Annotated in this window: 12 protein-coding genes; 6 read left to right on the top strand and 6 right to left on the bottom strand. The window is 62.1% G+C overall.

The annotated features are described in order from the left end of the window. Positions 1–320: aspartate--ammonia ligase (locus PLU72_02015; protein HOT26933.1), on the bottom strand; the 320-nt coding region annotated here is incomplete at its 3' end. Positions 321–500: 180 nt separating this feature from the next. Here PLU72_02015 and PLU72_02010 point away from each other — a divergent pair. From PLU72_02010 to PLU72_01995, 4 genes are all read left to right on the top strand, one after another. Next, a complete protein-coding gene (locus tag PLU72_02010) occupies positions 501–695 on the top strand; it encodes a type II toxin-antitoxin system HicB family antitoxin (GenBank protein HOT26932.1) in 195 nt (64 codons plus the stop codon). 332 nt (positions 696–1,027) lie between these two features. Continuing rightward, positions 1,028–2,155: an IPT/TIG domain-containing protein gene (locus PLU72_02005; GenBank protein HOT26931.1), complete on the top strand. Its 1,128-nt coding sequence runs from the start codon at positions 1,028–1,030 to the stop codon at positions 2,153–2,155. 7 nt (positions 2,156–2,162) lie between these two features. Continuing rightward, on the top strand, positions 2,163–2,582 hold the full coding sequence (locus PLU72_02000) for a hypothetical protein (GenBank protein HOT26930.1): 420 nt from the start codon (positions 2,163–2,165) through the stop codon (positions 2,580–2,582). Positions 2,583–2,717: 135 nt separating this feature from the next. Beyond that, positions 2,718–4,037: an alpha-amylase C-terminal beta-sheet domain-containing protein gene (locus PLU72_01995; protein HOT26929.1), complete on the top strand. Its 1,320-nt coding sequence runs from the start codon at positions 2,718–2,720 to the stop codon at positions 4,035–4,037. A 245-nt stretch (positions 4,038–4,282) separates the two neighbouring features. Here the strand turns inward: PLU72_01995 and PLU72_01990 are convergent, their stop codons facing one another. Beyond that, positions 4,283–5,866 (bottom strand): hypothetical protein, encoded by a 1,584-nt coding sequence (locus tag PLU72_01990; GenBank protein HOT26928.1) that lies wholly within the window; start codon positions 5,864–5,866, stop codon positions 4,283–4,285. Positions 5,867–6,059: 193 nt separating this feature from the next. Between PLU72_01990 and PLU72_01985 the strand changes: the two genes are divergently transcribed. Next, entirely contained in the window at positions 6,060–8,207 is a 2,148-nt protein-coding gene (locus PLU72_01985) for a C25 family cysteine peptidase (GenBank protein HOT26927.1), read from the top strand. Positions 8,208–8,324: 117 nt separating this feature from the next. Next, on the top strand, positions 8,325–9,314 hold the full coding sequence (locus PLU72_01980) for a KpsF/GutQ family sugar-phosphate isomerase (GenBank protein ID HOT26926.1): 990 nt from the start codon (positions 8,325–8,327) through the stop codon (positions 9,312–9,314). A gap of 241 nt (positions 9,315–9,555) precedes the next feature. Here PLU72_01980 and PLU72_01975 read toward each other — a convergent pair whose 3' ends face one another. The 4 genes from PLU72_01975 to PLU72_01960 all read right to left on the bottom strand — a co-directional run bounded on the left by PLU72_01975 (position 9,556) and on the right by PLU72_01960 (position 17,916). After that, a complete protein-coding gene (locus PLU72_01975) occupies positions 9,556–10,167 on the bottom strand; it encodes a hypothetical protein (protein ID HOT26925.1) in 612 nt (203 codons plus the stop codon). Between the two features lie 175 nt (positions 10,168–10,342). Then, on the bottom strand, positions 10,343–11,323 hold the full coding sequence (argF, locus tag PLU72_01970) for an ornithine carbamoyltransferase (GenBank protein ID HOT26924.1): 981 nt from the start codon (positions 11,321–11,323) through the stop codon (positions 10,343–10,345). Between the two features lie 160 nt (positions 11,324–11,483). Then, the gene (locus tag PLU72_01965) at positions 11,484–14,621 is read right to left on the bottom strand and encodes an ATP-dependent DNA helicase (GenBank protein HOT26923.1); all 3,138 of its coding nucleotides are present in this window, start codon (positions 14,619–14,621) and stop codon (positions 11,484–11,486) included. Then, the gene (locus PLU72_01960) at positions 14,605–17,916 is read right to left on the bottom strand and encodes an ATP-dependent DNA helicase (GenBank protein ID HOT26922.1); all 3,312 of its coding nucleotides are present in this window, start codon (positions 17,914–17,916) and stop codon (positions 14,605–14,607) included. The genes PLU72_01965 and PLU72_01960 overlap by 17 nt, the downstream gene beginning before the upstream one ends. Positions 17,917–17,931: the final 15 nt, after the last annotated feature.

Here is a 17,931-nt window from a genome sequence, read left to right as displayed (position 1 = left end):
TTCCGGATGGCGTCCATGTCGGTGTAGAGTCCTCGCCCGGCCTCGATGCCGTAGCGGCCGAGGGCATGTCGCTTCCATTTCGCGAGGCTGTGGACGACTTCGATCGACTCGGGCCGGAACCTCGTGACGAAGGAGACCGGGGTCTGGGTGCCGGCCAAGTCGTCCTGGAGGCCGTTCCCGGTTCGAAGAAAGCGGGGCGCCGAAACGCGGATCAGGTTGAGCCGCTCGGCGAGCCGGTGCTCGAAGACATCTTTGACGTGCTTGATCGCATGTTCGGTTTCAAACAGATCGAGAACCGGTCGGTACTTCTCTGGAAACATACTGCTCCTGTGCCGGGGCAAAACCCGGAAGTGAATCTGGGAAAATCGGGAGTATGAGTTGGGAACGATGTCTGACCATTTGATTTCAACGAGGGTATCCACAAAGATAGTACACGGGTTTTCCGAAGATTTCAACGAGTGATGTATTGTTATAAATATATATGTATTTATCGGAAGGATGTGCATGGAAAAGAAGCTTACGATGATATATTGGAAAGGGAAAAAGTCTGGCTGGAGAAGTTTTTGGAGTATACCGAAATCATGTCGCAGGGCGAGACGCTGAAAGAATTGGAAGATGGTCTGAGGGAAACATACAAGGACATGATTCTCGAAGATGTTCCCGAAGGAAAGAAAACGAAACAGATTGCCGTATGAAACGGGGGAAGTTCATCAAAAGACCCGAACGGGCGGGTTGCATCCTTATGAAAGCCACCCGTTCGCCCTGAGCCTGTCGAAGGGCGAAATGAGGAATCAGGAATCATCGGCAAGTGGCTGTTCGTGCTTCGACAAGCTCAGCTCGAACGGAGACGCGAAGCTGGTTTTTGATATGCAGGACTCAATAACCGCTCCAGAATCTGATGCCTGCCTTCGCAGTTCGGACCTGAACTCCGTGAGCCGGGGCACGATTTTCAAATCGGCATGCAAAGCGGATTTCCTGATTGACGCCGCGGTGTACCGCCCGTATAATCGAAAACATGAAGTATGCTGTGTATCTGTGTTCCATCCTGCTGGTCGTTGCCGCTCTCGGCTGCGGCGGTGGCTCGAGCAACCCCGTCAGCCTGACGAACACGCCGCAGATTGCGGGAATATCGCCGCAATCAGGAGGCGCCGGAACGTTCGTCCAGATTTGGGGCGCCTATTTCGGCGCGCAGCAGGGGTCGAGCATCGTCTCCTACAATTACGAGCCCTGCGTGGTCAGCTCCTGGAGCGACACGCTCATCACCTGTACGATCCCGAACACGGCCCGCACGAGCGGCACGTTCGTGGTGACCGTCGGCGGTAAGGCTTCGGCGGCCAGCACCCAGTTTACCTTGAATGCGCCGCAGGTGACCAGTATTTCCCCCTCTGGCGGCCCGTCCGACACGCTGGTGACGATCTCCGGAATCGGCTTTGGCACGAAAAACGACAACTCGCGGGTCTCCTTCAACGGCTACAATGCGACGATTGAGAGTTGGTCGAACTCCTACATCACCTGCCGGGTCCCCCAGGGACCCCAGAACGGTTCTGTATCGGTCGTTATTTATATCAATTACGACTACTATGTTTCAACGACGTTCAATTTTGTTCTTCCGTCCATCACGAGCATTGCATCCGCGAATTCCAGTTCGACGGGGAACAATATCGGGGCGGAACTCGCCATCAACGGTCAGGGTTTCGGATCATACCAGAGCGAATACAGTGGCACCCTGACGTTCGGCGGCACCCAGGTCTCTCCGACGGCATGGACCTCGAACCTCATCAAGTTTCGAATCCCCAGCGGTGTTTCAGCCGGGTATAAAACGGTGGCGCTTTCGATCAATGGCAAAAGCTATACTTCCGGGTGGAACGTGAACGAGCCGTTCCTGTCGAGTCCGAGCCTTTCCACGGTCTACCAGCCGAACGACCTGATCACCCTGTCGGGAAACTACCTGGGAACGCCGTCCGACTCGGTGCGCCCGTCGATACGGATCGTCGATGGATCGGTGACGACGACCGTCACGCCAACATCCTGGTCGGATACGAGTATTTCCTTCTATTCCGGCCTTGATACCCACGCCTTGTCCGATCCGGTCGTCTCGGTTTCGGTCATTGTGGGTGGTCTCCAGTCCAATTCGGTTAACATGAAAGTGGAATGAGGAATCGATGCAGGAAACCATAAAGAAGATTAAAGACGCGTTGCAGCTGATCGACGAGTTGAAGCGGCAGTTCGCGGTGCGGCGGCATCCCGACGGATGCGGTTCGCTGCTCTACACGGGCGTTGCGGAGTCGAACGTCATCGAGAAGTTGCAGCCCGTTGTGGAGAAGAGATTCGGGCCGGCATACAAACCGGCTGGCCAGTCGGCGTTGCTGAAAAACTGGTTCGACGGGTTCGTGAAGGGTGTCGGCGGCATCAGGCGCGACCAGACCCTGTTCCGGCTCGACATCACGCCCGAACTGATCATGTTCTGCGCGTTCTGGCCATGGGGTTCCGAGCCGGTCAAGACCTCGATCCGCATCGGCCTGATGTGCTCCGACGAAGATCTTGAAAAGAAGATGGAAACGATGCTCCAGGGATGTTTCTGACCCGCAGCCCATCGGCGGTGCTATCTGGAGTTTCATCCTGAAGATGCCGTAGTGATGCCATTTCGATGTCTCTGCTGGTCATTCTCGTGATCTGGTATACTTGAAGAGGTAGTGAGTATTACAGGGAGGCGGAGTATGCGTTTCTGGCCCCGGAATTCCCGGTTTGGCGTCTTGGTTCTTGCGGCGGTTCTCGTTTTTGCGACGATGGCGGCGGATGCCGCGGGGCGGATGCCTGTCGACCAGGGAATCATGATTCAGGCGTTCGGCTGGAACTCCCAGTCCAGAGGCACTCCCAGCAAGTGGTACAGGCTGATAGGCGAACGCGCCGCCGACCTCGCCGAGCTGGGTGTCACGATGGTGTGGCTGCCGCCCGTTTCGCGTTCGGTCAGCCCCCAGGGGTATCTTCCCGGTGATTACTACGACGTCGGCACCTCCGAGAGCCCGACGTTCTACGGCGACCAGGACCAGCTCGTCGCCTGTCTGCTCAAGCTGAACCAGTCCGGGTTGAAGGCGATCGCCGATATCGTGATCAATCATCGCTGCGCCAGTCACCAGGATTCCGGCGGCGTCTGGAACATCTACAATTTCGCCTCGGGAAAAGCCCGCTGGGATGCCCAGATGATCTGTGCCGGCGAATACGGGGGCAGGGGAGGCCGCGATTCGGGCGACAACTTCGGCCCTGCGCCCGATATCGACCATTCGAACTCGACGGTCCAGGCCGATGTCATCGAGTGGCTGAAGTGGCTCAAAAAAATGGGCTTTTCGGGCTGGAGATACGATTTCAGCCGCGGATATGCCCCGGAATATACGGCTCTCTATGATAAGGCGACGACGCCGTATTTCTCCGTCGGCGAGATCTGGACGAACATGTCTTTCAACGGTTCCTATCTGAACCCCGATCAGAACGCTCATCGGCAGGTTCTGTGCGACTGGCTCGACAGGGCCGGCGACAAGGCGGCTGCCTTCGACTTCACCACCAAGGGCATCCTCCAGGTCGCGGTGAACGGCGAATACTGGCGTCTCCGCGATTCCCAGGGAAAAGCCTCCGGCCTGATCGGCTGGTGGCCCGCCCGCGCCGTCACCTTCCTCGACAATCACGATACCGGTTCCCAGCAGAACCACTGGCCGTTCCCCTCTGATAAAGTGATGCAGGGGTATGCCTACATCCTGACCCACCCGGGAACCCCCTGCCTTTTCTGGGAGCACGTCTATGACTGGAATCTGCGCGAGCCCATCAGAAAGCTCGTCGAGGCCCGCCGGAAATTCGGAATCCGCTCCACGAGCAAGCTGGAAATCATCAAGGCCGAGCAGGACCTCTATGCGGCCATCGTCGATGAGAACCTCGCCGTGAAACTTGGCCGGAACGACTGGAAGCCCGGCCCCGGGTTCGAACTCCTGGCGAGCGGCGACCAGTATGCCGTCTGGGGGAAAATGGCGGCCCGGACCAGGCACTGATGTAAGATACGGCAGTCCAACGCCCGCGCTCGGTGTACACGACGCGCGGGTGTTTTATTTCATCCCGGATTCTGCAATGTCTGCCTGTCAGGGCATGGCCGAAGGGAGTGTGATGGAAATGCTGTGTACATACGGGGTGGTGGTTTACATAATGTATTATTCGTAAAGTGTACATCTCGCTGCTCCGGGCCGACTGCGCTCGTCGCGCAAAGAGAGGTACAGATGGCTGGAAAAATATGTACAGCCTATTTCCCGGGGAAACGAAACAGTTGTATCGGATCGGTGATTCCGAGGGTGACGAGGTTGAATCGAAGATTCCAGATGCGGCCGAAGCTTATCAGAATAACCGCTCCCATGGCGAGTGCGAAGAAGATCAGGAGTCTCCGGGTGTTCCCCCTCTGAAATTGGGCGCCGGCATACCATTCGTTGATGTGAAGGAGAACGTAGCTGGTCGTGGCGACAATCGTGAAGATGAAACCGGAGAAGCGGGCATCCTGGGCGGCGATGGCGCGAAAATCACCGATCGGACCCGATGCGGCAACGCCCGCCCTGGCTGCGATGTTCGCAAGTTCGGGGTGGAAGCCCGCGATCAGTTGTGCGAGGAGAGCGGCGGAGAGAGCGAATGTCCAGGCCGAGATGCGGGGCAGGCGGTCGCCTTCCGAATGATGGACCGGATGCCAGACGGCGAGAAGCGCCGGAACCGCGAGAAGGGTGCCGTCGCCCCAGAGGCCGCAGGCGATGATTCCGGTGGAGATGACCGCCCGCATCAGGGAACTCGGCCTGTTCTTCGTGGTGGAGGCGAGAGCTGCGCCGAGAACGAGGAGAATCAGGAATGATTGCATCTCCGAGAAATACGATGAGGTCATCACGAGGAACGTTGCGACGAGAAGGCTGGAAATGAGTCCTTTGTCGGCGTAATGGGTGGTGAGCGATGCGGGGGCCGCCGTCGATTCGGGCATCTCGAAGGTGTGGGGAAACTTGGGAATTTCGAGAGCGAGAAGGCGTATCGAGGGAAATTTCGACGCGAGGGGAATTTCCAGGAGGGTGTTCAACCGCGGGGGGCGGATGGTTCGGAGCAGATAGACGCCCGAGTCCTGCATGGCGATCGAGGGATTTTCGAGCATTTCCTGGATGCGACGTTCGGCCAAGTGAGGATCGTAGGCATAGAGCGTGCGGACCGCCGCCGCTTTCACACGGTTGTCTGGAGAGCTGGTCAGCCGGACAAACTCGTCGCGAAGATGTGGAGTGCGACAGAGGCTCAGACCCTCGAGCGTGTTTGCTACGACCCGGGGATCGTGATGCCGGAGAAACGCCTCGAGCGCCGCCGGGATGCGTGGGTCGTTCAATCTGGGCAGGCGTTTCACGAGAAAGGATATCTTGAAGAGATCCGTCTCGGAGGCCAGAAACTCGAGCATGGGGCCTGCCAGGGAAGGTGCCTCGCTCTCGATGAGCCGGTCGATCGCCTCGAAAGCCACGTACCGGCTTCCGAGACGCATTTTATTCAGCAGAATTTCCTGGCGGGTGAGGTGGGCCGTGTCTGCGGAGGTGTCTTTCTTCGCTTCCGATGCCATTTCCGAAGCGCGACGCTGGGGAGAGACCTGCAGGTCGAGTTTGTTGCGGGCTTTGCGGGCGAAGTAGCGGACGTGCGGATCGGGGTCGAGAAGGAGTTCCGTCACGATCGGCAGGAGAAGATCCGCATCGAGCGGGGTGAGGCCCTCGTGCGAGCCGATCGTGTTGAGAATGGCCTGCTGGTCGCTGTCGCTGCCCTTTTCGAGAAGCAGGCGGGCGAACTCCGTCCAGGTTGCGGACACTGTGTCGGTGATCGGCATGTGCGTATCCTACCACACTCTGGAGCCCGAACGAATTGTTCGCCGTGGATGCCGATATTTCGGCACATTTTCGAAGGAAATCGGATGGAAAAGCCCTGAGAGCGGAAAGCCCGGTTGGCATTTCCATTGCTTACGATGAACGGTTTTTCATTTTGCCCGTGATCGTTGCGATTGCGGGAACGGAGGCATTCGGATGAGCTCGATGGGTACCTTCCTGCGGGGGGCTGTGTGCGGTGCGATGGTTGTCGTCGCTGCCGCTGCGGGCGCGGCGATCGACGTAAGCGTGGATCGAAGTTTCAATACGGACGTGACCGTGTCGGTGCCGGCGCTTCGCTTTGCGAAACTGCAGATTCAGCGGCGGCCGGTGACGGCTCTGTTCATGAAGGATGCCTGTCCGACGCTCGTGAAGGGCGAGCCGGAGTTGCCCGTCATTTCGACGTTTCTCATGGTTCAGAACGAGGGAACGCCTTCGGTAAAGGTTTTCGACAGTTCGTTCGAAACGATTCCGGTCGACGGAACCATTCTGCCGAGCCGCGGGCCGCTGTCGCGGTCGGAAGACCCCTCCTCGGTTCCCTACGAGTTCGGAAAGGTCTACGAGCGTGACGCCTGGATTCCCGCCGACAAAGACCTGGTCAGAATCGAAAAACCGTTCGTATTCCGCGATGTTCGCGGCGTGCGGATGATCTTTTCCCCCGTGCAGTACAACCCGGTCAAAAACCAGATCAGGGTCTACAAGAGTTTCCGCGTCCGCCTCGAAAACGGTGCCGCGGGAGCGCCGACGGGGCGCCGGCGGAACGCCGCGATTTCCAGCGTATTCGAGCCGATATACAAAAAGACGTTCCGGAACTTCGCGCCCATGGCCCAGCGGCTGCAGCGCCTCGGCGAGAGCGGGCGGCTGGTGATCGTCACCCCCGACGAGTTCGCCGACTCCGTCATGCCCCTGATGGTCTGGAAGCTCAAATGCGGGATCGACACGCATGTCGTCAGGCTCAGCGAGATCGGCGACGCGACGCCCGAAACGGTGAAGGCGTATCTGCAGGGGGAGTTCAACACCAAGCCGTTCACGCACGTCATCCTGGTCGGCGATGCCCAGCAGATGCCTACGCTGAAGGGCGTCCGGGAAAGCGCCGACTCCGACCCGTGCTACATGAAACTTGCCGGCGACGATAATGTACCTGATGCTATTATTAGCCGCATCTCCGCGACGACCCCCGAAGAGGTTGCGTATCAGGTGGCGAAGTTCATCACCTACGAGTGGTTCCCGAGCGAGGGCGCCGATGCGGCTTGGTATACGAAACTGATGGGCGTTGCCAGTTCCGAAGGGACGCCGACGGACTTCGAGCGCATGGACGAGCTGCGCGCGGCCATGCTGAAGGGGCGTTTCTCCTCGATGGACCAGATCTACGACGCGAAGACATCGTCGGGGGGAGGCGCGTCGCCGTTCCCGCCCCATACGATGCCCGGCGGACCTTGGGGCCCGTGGGGCCCGTATTTCTCGACGGCCCGCGACGGCGTTGCGACGAACTCGACGGACGCGGCGGGCACGAGCACCGCGGGCACCGCTTCGCCGACGGCGCCGGCGCCGTCCATGAAGGACCGTATCGCGGCGGGCGTGAACGAGGGTCGCGGCATCATCAACTACATCGGCCACGGAAGCAAGGAACGATGGGTCAGCTCGGGGTTCAGCGTCGGCGACTGCATGTCGAAACTTGCAAACGGCTGGCGCATGCCGCTGGTGATCAGCGTCGCCTGCGTGAACGGCGATTTTGCGCGCGGAACCGACTGCTACGCCGAAGCCTGGATGAAGACCGGCGACATCGAGAACCCGCGCGGCGCCGTCGGCTTCATGGGTGCTTCCACCAACATGAGCTGGGTTCCGCCCACCGTCGTCCAGGCCGAGATCAACACGAATTATATATATAATGAAACATATAAAACCGCCGGCGCCCTGATGATGAACGGCGTCATGAAGGGGCTCGAGCAGTTCGGCACCGAGGACAAAAGCGAGGGCGTCAGGATCGCCGAGCAGTGGCACTGGTTCGGTGACGGCTCGATGCTCGTGCGCACCAAAACCCCGCGCGGCATCGAGATCCGGACGACCGTCGAGAACACCGGTTCCGAAAGCTCCGTCGCCGTGACGGTGGTCGACGTCGACGGCAAGCCGGTCGAGGGCGCCCAGGCGACCTGCTACACCGAGCGCTTCGAAGCGATGGGAACCTGCCCCACGAATGCCGAGGGGAAGGCCGTGGTCGTCGTTCCCGCGACGTCCGGGACCGAGGGATTCATCACCGTCGTGGGACCGAACCTCGTTCCCGTCGTCGATCGGAAGCTGACATTCTGAATGTACCTGCCTCTTCGCCGGACCGGTGTTCGTTGCCGGCCCGGCGAATTTTTTTGCGCAGGATGCGGCCGCCCGATCTTGCACGGCGGGCCGGAGGCTGGTATCGTGCTTTCTGCCATGGACGAAACATCGACGCGCGATCACGATTCGATTCTGGACGCGGCCCGGCGCACGCTGGGCGACGAAGCCGAGGCGATTCGCGCCGCCGCGACCAGGCTGAACGGCGAGATTCTGCGTGCCGTCGATCTGATCCTGACATCCCGGGGAAGACTTATCGTATCAGGCATGGGAAAATCCGGCCTGGTCGGCAGGAAAATTTCGGCGACGCTTTCCAGCACCGGCACGCCCTCGTTTTTCCTGCATCCGGCCGAGGCGCTTCACGGTGATCTCGGCATGGTGACGGAACAGGACGTGCTGCTGTTGCTTTCGAACTCCGGCGAGACCGACGAGATCGTGCGGCTGATCCCCTTTCTGCGCCGGATCGGAGCTCGCATCATCGCGCTGGTGGGGAACACGGCCTCGTCGATGGCGAAGACGGCCGACGTCGTGCTCGACGCTTCCGTGGCGCGCGAGGCGTGCCCGATGAACCTGGCGCCGACCAGTTCGACGACCGTCGCCATGGCGATGGGGGATGCGCTTGCCATCGCCCTGATCGAAGCGCGCGGGTTCCGCGAGAAGGACTTCGCCTACTTGCACCCGTCGGGAAGCCTCGGGCGAAGGTTCCTGACCGTCAGAGACCTGATGCATACCGGCGAGCGCATTCCGTTCGCCTCGCCGGGAACGCCGCTGAAGGACGCCATTCTCGCCATGTCGAGGGGCGGCTTCGGCGCCCTCGTGATCGCGGACGCGGCGGGATGTCTGCTCGGCGTGTTCACCGACGGCGATCTGCGCCGCTACTTCGAGCGATCGAACGGCGCTCTCGACGTGCCGCTGTCGGACGTCATGACGAAACAGCCGCGCTGTACCTCGCCGGACCGTCTCGCCATGGAGGCGCTCAAGGCGATGGAGGAGAAAGCCATTACCTCGCTTCCGGTCGTGGACGGCGAGACCGCGAACGTCGTCGGGTTCCTCCACCTGCACGACATCCTGCGCTCCCGCCTCGTCTGACCCCGGTTCGGCTTCATTGGCCAATCCTGCACCACAGCGTCCCTCCGCTTCAAGACGATGGGTTTTCAGGAGCGCATCCGGAGATGAGGGGCAGCGCCAGGGAAAGAAGGTGTTCACGGTTTCAGCTGCAGGGGAGGGAATCCGGCCTTGGGCAACCATCCGTCGCATATTTCCGGTGCATTGGTTTCGACATGAAAAAACCGCCGGCGGATCGTGTCCGGCCGGCGGCCTGAGATTTTTGTCAGTCGGCGAGAGAGTAGGTCTTGTTCTCGACGCGGATCTTGCCTTCCTTCTTGAGGGCGTTCATGACCTTGATGAGGCGCTGGTAGCTCGATTCGCCAAGCGACTCGGCGATCGCGGCCATGCCGACGCCGGGGTTCTTTCCGAGGTAGGAGAGAACGGTCTGGGGGGCGATCGGCGCGGGCTTCGCGAGGCGCTTACCGTTGCGGTTGCGGATGCGGCGCTGCAGGTAATAGACGCCTTTGCTCTCGACGACGTCTTCTGACTTGACGAGCTTCTCCATGACGTTCTTGAACAGGGAGCGCTTGGCGTCGAAATGCTTGGCCAGCGCGGTCAGTTTGACGCCGTCCGTCTTGCCGTCGAGGAACAGGAAAATGTCGCGAGGGGCGGGAAGCGCCTTGCGTTCGGCCCGAACCTTCGCAGCTTTTGTGCGTTCCTGGATCTTTTTCTTGACCGAGGGCGGCAGCGGCTTGCGGCCGGCTTTGCGGCGGAGAACCACGGTTCCGGCGTGCTTCGCCGGCTTGCGTCCCGTCGGGACGGCATGCAGCTCGAGACTTCCATCCAATAGACCGCGGAATACCTTGGCGAGACTTTTCAGGTTCATGGCTTTCATTCAATCTCCTTTATCGGATGCGAATTTATCTGTCTCATAGTGCTGCATGGCCGTTTCCAGAATCAGAATGCAACGATAGGGAATACTACGATAAAAAAATAGCCTTTGCAAGATTATTCAGAAAAAATGAACCGCATCATGAACTGATGCGGTTCTTGAACGCTTTATCGGGGGATTATCTGATTCCGATGGTGGCGACCATGACGGCCTTGATTGTGTGCAGGCGGTTCTCGGCCTGGTCGAAGACCTTCGAGTATTTGCTCTCGAATACTTCGTCGGAGACCTCCATGGCGCCCGTCTCTTTCGACACCTCGGTCTTGTCGTCGTGGAAGGCGGGGAGACAGTGAAGGAAGATCGGGTTTTCCTTGCCGGTCGCCTTGATCATCTTCATGTTGACCTGATACGGCTTGAGGAGCTTGATGCGGGCGGCCATCTGGGCCTCTTCGCCCATGCTGGCCCAGACGTCGGTGTAGAGGACGTCGCAGCCCTTGACGCCCTTGGTGACGTCGTCGGTGACGGTGATCTTCGCACCGCTCTCGGCGGCGAATTTCTTCGCGGCGTCGACGATGGCCTTGTCGGTGTGAAGCGACTTCGGGGCGACGATGCGGAAATCCATGCCCATCTTCGCGGCGCCGATCATGAGGGTGTTCGCCATGTTGTTGCGGCCGTCGCCGACGAACGCCATCGCGATGCCCTTCAGGGTGCCGAACTGCTCGATGATGGTCTGGAAGTCGGCCAGGACCTGGGTCGGGTGATAATCATCGGTGAGGCCGTTCCAGACGGGGACGCCGGCGTATTTCGCGAGGTCCAGCACGGTTTCGTGCTTGAAGCCGCGGAACTGGATGCCGTCGAACATGCGGCCGAGGACGCGGGCCGTGTCGGCGACGCTTTCCTTCTTGCCGAGCTGGATGTCGCCCTTGCCGAGATACTCGGCGTGCGCGCCCTCGTCGGCGGCGGCGCAGATGAAGGCGCAGCGGGTGCGGGTCGAGGCCTTCTCGAAGATCAGGGCGATGTTCTTGCCTTCGAGGTTGCGAGGGCGGATGCCGGCGCGCTTGAGCCGCTTGAGGTCGGCCGAGAGGTCGAGCAGATACTGGATCTCTTCGGGGGTGTAGTCATCGAGCTGGAGGAAGTGGCGGCCTTTCAGGTTGACGGGCATGTCGTTCTCCTTTTCCTTGCTTCATGCTGTTTCGTCGGCGCTGTACCCGACGCGCTTCATGAATATCATGCCGCCCTGGAATTGGCAACCGGATCTCCTGGAACGGGTGAATGCTGGAGGCATCGCGACGAGCCTCAGCGAAATAATAGCGTTGCAAATATCAGTCGCCGGGGGTTGGAGCGCGGGGGGAGCAGAAGGCGGCCCAGGCGCAGTCGGCGCAGGGGGCGGCTGGGCCCGGGCTCCAGACCCGCTCGGTCCGGATGCGGGCGACGGTCGCGGCGGCGGCCGTTTCGAAGGCCGGCAGGTCGGGATCGACCGGCTCGAGCCGGGCGCCGTCCGGCGTCAGATAGAGGATCGAAGCCGAGGCAATCGTGAGAAGCCCGCTTTCGCCGAACAGGCCGCGCCGCGCCGCGGCGAGATACAGGGCGAGCTGCCTGCCGTACGCATCGTGAATGCCGGGCGCATACGCGTGAGATTTATAATCTATGATATGTATATCGCCGTCGCTGATGTCGATGCGGTCGGCGAACCCGCGCAGAAGAAACGGGCCGCCCGCCGGCGCAGATTCGTCGATCTCGAGCCGCAGGTTGACCTCGGCCTCGAGGTGCGAAGCGTCCGCCGCGGCGAGAGGGCAGGCCAGATACCGCTCGAGAATCCGGGACGCGCGCTCCCGCCCAGCGACTCCGTCATCGCCATGCAGGGGGAGAAGCCGCTCGAGAGCATCGGCAAGCCGCTTCCTGCGCTCGTCGGGCGACAGCGCGGAGACCGGGGTGTCGTGATAGATGCGGAGGGCGCGATGCACCAGGTTTCCGACCGCCGGGCCCCTGACGTCTTCCGCGGGCCTGTCGAGGGGTGCCACGTGGCGGCGCCGGAAGAAATACCGCCGCGGGCACTGTTCGTAGGCGTCGAGGTCGGCGAGAGAGAAGATCTCTTCGCGACCTGACGGGCCGGCCGGGGCGGTATCGCGTGACCGGGTTGCCCGCTCGCGGCCGAACCGCTCCGTCAGCGCGATGATCTGAGGCTGTATTTCCCCGGGATCGACGGGCGGTGTTTGTGACGAAGGCGAAACATGGGGTGCCAGGGAACCGGCTTCGAGCCAGGCGTTCGCGACGTGGCGCCACTCCTCGACGGGGCGGACGCTTCCGATATCCGGACGCGACCGCAGCAAGCCGGCGAGCTCGGACAGCGCCTGTTTCTCCTGTTCGGCATCCGGCGCCGCGCCGCCAATCACGAGCACGTCGCGGGCGCGGGTGAGGGCGACGTAGAGTTTGCGCCGCTCTTCCCCCCTCGATGCGGCCTCGTCGGCGGAGAAGAACGCGTTCAGAACGTCGGCCGGACTCCCGCCGGCGTCACCCTGGTGAGCGATCAGCCCCTGTTCCCTGGTGACGTAGAGCCCCTGCTCCCGCTTGAAGGGGCGCGTGCGCAGGCGGGGCAGGAACACGGCGGGGAACTCGAGGCCCTTCGCCTTGTGGATGGTGAGGATCTTGACGGCTTCGCCCTCTTCGAGGCCAAGTCCCGCCTCGTCTTCGTCGACTCCCGATTCGAGCGTCTTCTCATGGTAGGCAAGGAAGTCCCGGAGCGTCGTGAATACGCCGTTGGCCTCGAAGGATCGGACGATGCCGATGAATTTTGCGAGATTGTTCTCGAGCCGACGGCGCCGGAGGTCATCCGTCTGGGAGGCGGCATGCTCGAAGAAGCCGGCCTGTTCGAGAATCGCGTAGACGAGGTCCAGGACGCCGAGAGAGCCGCTCATCACCTGGAGCCGGACGAACAGGCGCCGGAAGGCGCTGACCCGCTCCGGCAGCGTTTCTTCAGGAAGCGCGAGCAGGTGGGCAAGCAGACTGATGCGCTCCTCGCGCCGCTCCCGGAACAGCCGCGCCAGTTCTTCGTCGGAGAGGCCATACTGCGGCCCCGTCAGGATCGTCGTGAGAGAGACGTCGTCGTCGGGGCGCACCAGCAGTTTCAGGAAGGCGAGGACGGCGGCGATCTCGTGGCGGGCGTAAAAACCGAGGCCGCCCGACATGACGTAGGGAATGCCGCGCGTCAGGAGAGCGTCTTCATAGGCGCGCGGCAGTCGGGTGACCGAGTTGACGATGATGGCGCAGTCGCCGTAGGTGAGGGCGCGAGGGCCGTTCCGGCCCTCGATGCGCAGACCTTCCTGAACGAGCGTGCGGATCATGTCGGCGACGGCATCGGCTTCCGAGTTCGGGGCCTGCGGCTGCGTCAGAAGACAGGCGACGGGCTGCGGCCGGGGTGACGGTCCTCGATCGGCTTCCTGGGGGGGCGGAGGATTGTCTATACCATATGATATAAATGCGTCGGCCAGCGTGAGGATCTCCTGCACCGATCGGTAGTTGCGGTTCAGCCAGATCGTCTCGGTCGACGGGAAAGAGCGGAAGGTGCCGATGTCGGCGCCCTGGAACCGGTAGATACTCTGCTTCTCGTCGCCGACGACGGTTACGTGGCCGTCCCGGCCCTCGATGAAGCTTTGGATGATGCCGAACTGTTCCCGGTTGTTGTCCTGGAACTCGTCGATCAAAAAGACCCGCTGGTCGGGGGCGAGACCCGTTTCCCGCTGCGAGGCGATGAGGCCGGCGCCCCGGCGGAGGATCTCGTCGAAATCGAGCAGGTGCCGCTCTTCGAGCTTCTGCAGATACCGGCTGTAGAACCGGAAGAACCAGGTCTGGACGAGCCGCTCGAGAGGCGCGGGCGGCGCGGGCCGCTCGCCGAATCTCTGGTCGGAAAAACGCTGGAAGCCGGCCGGCGAGAGAAGATACCGGCGAACGGCGCCGAGCAGGCTGGGGAACAGGCCTGTGATGCGGTGTGCGAGATCCGGGCCGAACGCTTCCGGGCCGTCGAGCAGCGCTGCGGCATGGGCCAGGCGGAACTCCTCGAGAATCTCGGCCAGGATCAGCTTGCGGCCGCCCTCCGTGAGAACGGCGTCGCCGCGGTCGAGACCGGCGCCGAAGGGGTCGCGCCGGAGCCACTCGCCGAGAAACGCGTGAAAGGTAGAAACTTGCAGATCGCGCAGGATGGAAGCGTCGAGACCGCGCTCGGGAAGCGCAAGACGTTCTTTCATCTCTGCGGCGGCCTTGCGGGTATAGGTGATCGCGACCAGCTCCGACGGCCGTATTCCCTGGCGCAGCAAGGCGACGATGCGCCGCGTCAGCACTTCCGTTTTGCCCGAGCCGGCGCCGGCGGCGATTTTCACGAAACCGGCCGGAGGCTCGGTGACCGCACGGCTCTGGTCGGGGTTCAGCCGGTCCAGCAGGTCGGTCAGATCAATCCGGTTCGGCATCGGGTATTCCGCTTTCTTCCTGCGCCGGGAGCCGCAGCTGATCGAGCCGCTCCTGGCAGAACGCCTGGAACTCGCAGCTCTTGTTGGGAGACCGGTTCAGGCAGGAATTTGCCGACGGGGCCGCCGACGGCGCGCAGTCGAAGACGCGGTTTCGCGAGATGTCGTTCATCAGCCGCTCGACCGTGTCTTCGAACGCGGCGAACCGGTCGGGGTCGATCTGCACGGCCCAGTCGGGTCCGGCTCCGAGCCCCAGCATGGCGGCCTTCATGAAGCCGGGTTGGAATCCTTTATATTTTTTCTTGTATGGATCATCCTTGGGATACACCGTCGTCGCGCAGACTTGGGAATGCCCGAGGCATTTCGCCGCGAGAAGGTAGAACGGGAGCTGGATTTCCGCCGGAGGCCCGGCCTCGGGGAACGCCTCCGACGCGAGTTTCGAGCCGGATTTCGAGCTCCCGGTCTTGTAGTCGATGATCCAGAGGGTATCGTCGGGAGCGTTCAGCCAGCGGTCGATGCGCCCCTTGCACCGGTGGCCCCGGAACTCGAACCGGATCTCGGCCTCGACACCGATCGTCCCGGTCACCGGAATCTGACCATTCACGTAGACGGCTTCGCGGTAGGTTTCGAGCAGTTCGCGCGCCTGGCGGCCATAGAGGGTCCGCTGAAGGACCGGAAGCGCTTCGAGCAGAGGCTGTCCATACTCCGCCCAGAGAACATCGAGATCTTCGAAAGAAGGCGTCCTGCCGCCGGCGAAGGGGCCCTCGGGGTGATGAAGATGCTCGAGACAGGCGTGGACGGCGTTTCCGAAGACGAAGAACGCCTGCTTCTCGACGCGCGCGTCGCGGAGCCGGAGAACATGCTTGAAGAAGAAACGGCGCGGGCAGTCGAGGTAGTCGCGAAGGGACTGAGCCGAGAACCGGAAGCCGGCCGGAAGCTCGGCCGGAGTCGGCGGTGCGATGCCGAACCGGCGCGGAGTCAGCGGGTCTTCCCGCAAGCCGTCGCTGGTATCGGCGGCTGCCGTGAGCCGCTCCAGGTCTGGTCTGAGCTCGTCGCGGGCGGATTCAGACAGCCGGGCAAGCCGCGTGCGAAGCTCGCCGATCGTCAGGGCTCGCCGCTCCTGCCAGTCTCGAACGGGTTTGAGACCGAGTTCGGAAAGAAACGGGGCGGGCAGCGCCGGGTCGGTGCCGATGCGGCGCGGCAGGGTCATGATCAGTCCTTCCTCGGCTCGGGTCAGCGCGACGTAAACGAGTCGCCGCTCCTCTTCGAGATGGTCCTCGTGATCGGCGGGGTAGGGGTTGAAGAAACGGATCTCGCGGTTTTTTGCATCGACGGCCCGCTGGAGGGCGGCCAGACCGCGAGTGCCGAGAAGCAGACTCTCGCGAAGCCTGACGGGAAACTGCCCTTCACACAGCCCCGTGACGAACACGACCGGGAATTCGAGTCCCTTCGATTGGTGAACCGTCATGAGCCGCACGCCCGCCGGAGTCGATGCCGCACCGCCGTCGTCGTCCTGCTCGAGCGTCGAGGCATAATATGTGAGCCACTCGTCGAAGTTCGGCATCAGGTCGATGGCGGTCGCAGGCCGGCCGTGCTGCTTTTCCCAGACGTCGCAGAAGTCGTCGATCATGTTGCGGAACCGCATGACATGCCGGGCGCCGGGCGCGGCCGGGTCGGCGAGCAGGTGCGGAATGGCGAGCAGGAGCCGTGCGAAGAGGGAGACCAGGGGCAGTTCGATGCCGTCGCGAAGGAGGCGCAGCGTTTCGCGGAACGCGGCCAGCCGGGCGATGGTTTCCGGCGCGGGCCCGGCCGGGTTCTCGGAGTCGTGTTCGTTCGGTGATTCTCCCAGAAGTTCGTCTGCGGCCTGCTCGAGACCCACACCAAGCGGGAGGGCGGCGAGAAACTGCTGCGCCCAGATCTGGTCGAGCCCGAAGATCGGCGACGCGAAGGCGCGCCGCAACGGCTGCTCGCGCTGCTCGGCCGGGTTGGCGGCGGCCTGGAGCAGCGACGCGAGAGCCGTCACCTCCTCGGACCGGAAAAATTTCATATCTCCTGCTATATCGAAAGGCACGTGGAGGGCGCGCAGCGACTCGGATATCAGGTCGATCTGGTAGTTGTTCCTGACCAGGACGGCGACCTCGGACGGCGCGAAACAGCGATGGGCGCCGTAGGTCAGGAGGGCGGCGATCCTGCGGGCGACGAGGCGCGACTCCTCGAGCTCGTCGCGGGCCTCGAGAAGTTCGAAAAAGCCCTGCCTGCTGCTCCTGGGAATCAGTTCGTCGGCGGGAGGCGCCGCCGCGTTTTTCGGGGGCGAATCCGACGTGAAGCGTTGGGACCACCGGAGACGCCCCGCGAGGCCGAGAATGCACGACGCACTGCGGTAGTTGCTGCGCAGGGGGAAAAGGCGCGCCTTGAACTCGCGTCTGAACGCGCTTTTCCCGCCCATCATCCCCGGGTCGGCGCCCCTGAACCGGTAGATGCTCTGGCGCGGGTCGCCGATGACGGCGATGCGCGGCGCCGGTTCCGGACCTGCTCCTTCCCCCTTGAGAAGCTTCAGCAGCAGATACTGGGCGGGGTCGGTATCCTGGAACTCGTCGACCAGGACGACGCGGAACTGCCGGCGGTAGCGCGCGGCGGCGTCGGGCGAACGCAAAACATCTATGGTAAGAGATATTAAATCCCTGAAGTCGAGAAAACCCGTCCGGCGGCGCTCGGCTTCGTAAAACTCATACAGGAGCAGGAGTTCGTCGAGTCGACGGCGGCTTCTCGGGTCGATATCGCCGCAGGCGATTGCCTCCCGCAAGTTGTCGGGTGTCACGAGGTTCGATTTCAGCAGAGAGATGAAGGTCAGAGTCTCGAGCTGGAATCCGCGCTTCGTCAGCACTCTTCCGAAGACGGGGAAGGTTTCCGGCGTCAGTTTTGCGCAGATGCCCGACATCAGCAGGGCTTCCTTGAAACCGGTCAGCAGCCTGAACTCCGGGTGGATGCCGACCCGGAAATACTGCTCGCGCAGCACGCGGGCGCAAAATGAGTGGAAGGTCGAGATCCAGCACTCGTCGTAGCTTTTCGGATGATACTCCATGACCCGCCCGCGGAGTTCGAGCGCGGCTTTCTCCGAGAACGTGAGGGCGAGGATCTCCTTCAGCTTCGTTCCCTCGGCGAGCAGGCGACCGATCAGCACGGCGACGGTGCGCGTCTTGCCCGTGCCCGGGCCGGCCACGATCATCGTCGGGCCTTTGAACCCCTTGACGATCGCCTTCTGCTCGTCGTTCAGTTTTTCGAAATCGTCTGCCAGCACGGTTCGGACCTTTCC

This window comes from Candidatus Ozemobacteraceae bacterium (genome assembly GCA_035373905.1).
Taxonomy (GTDB): Bacteria; Muiribacteriota; Ozemobacteria; order Ozemobacterales; family Ozemobacteraceae; genus MWAR01.
The sequence above is the reverse complement of the archived record's forward strand: the minus strand, read 5'-3'. Positions and strand labels throughout refer to the sequence as shown.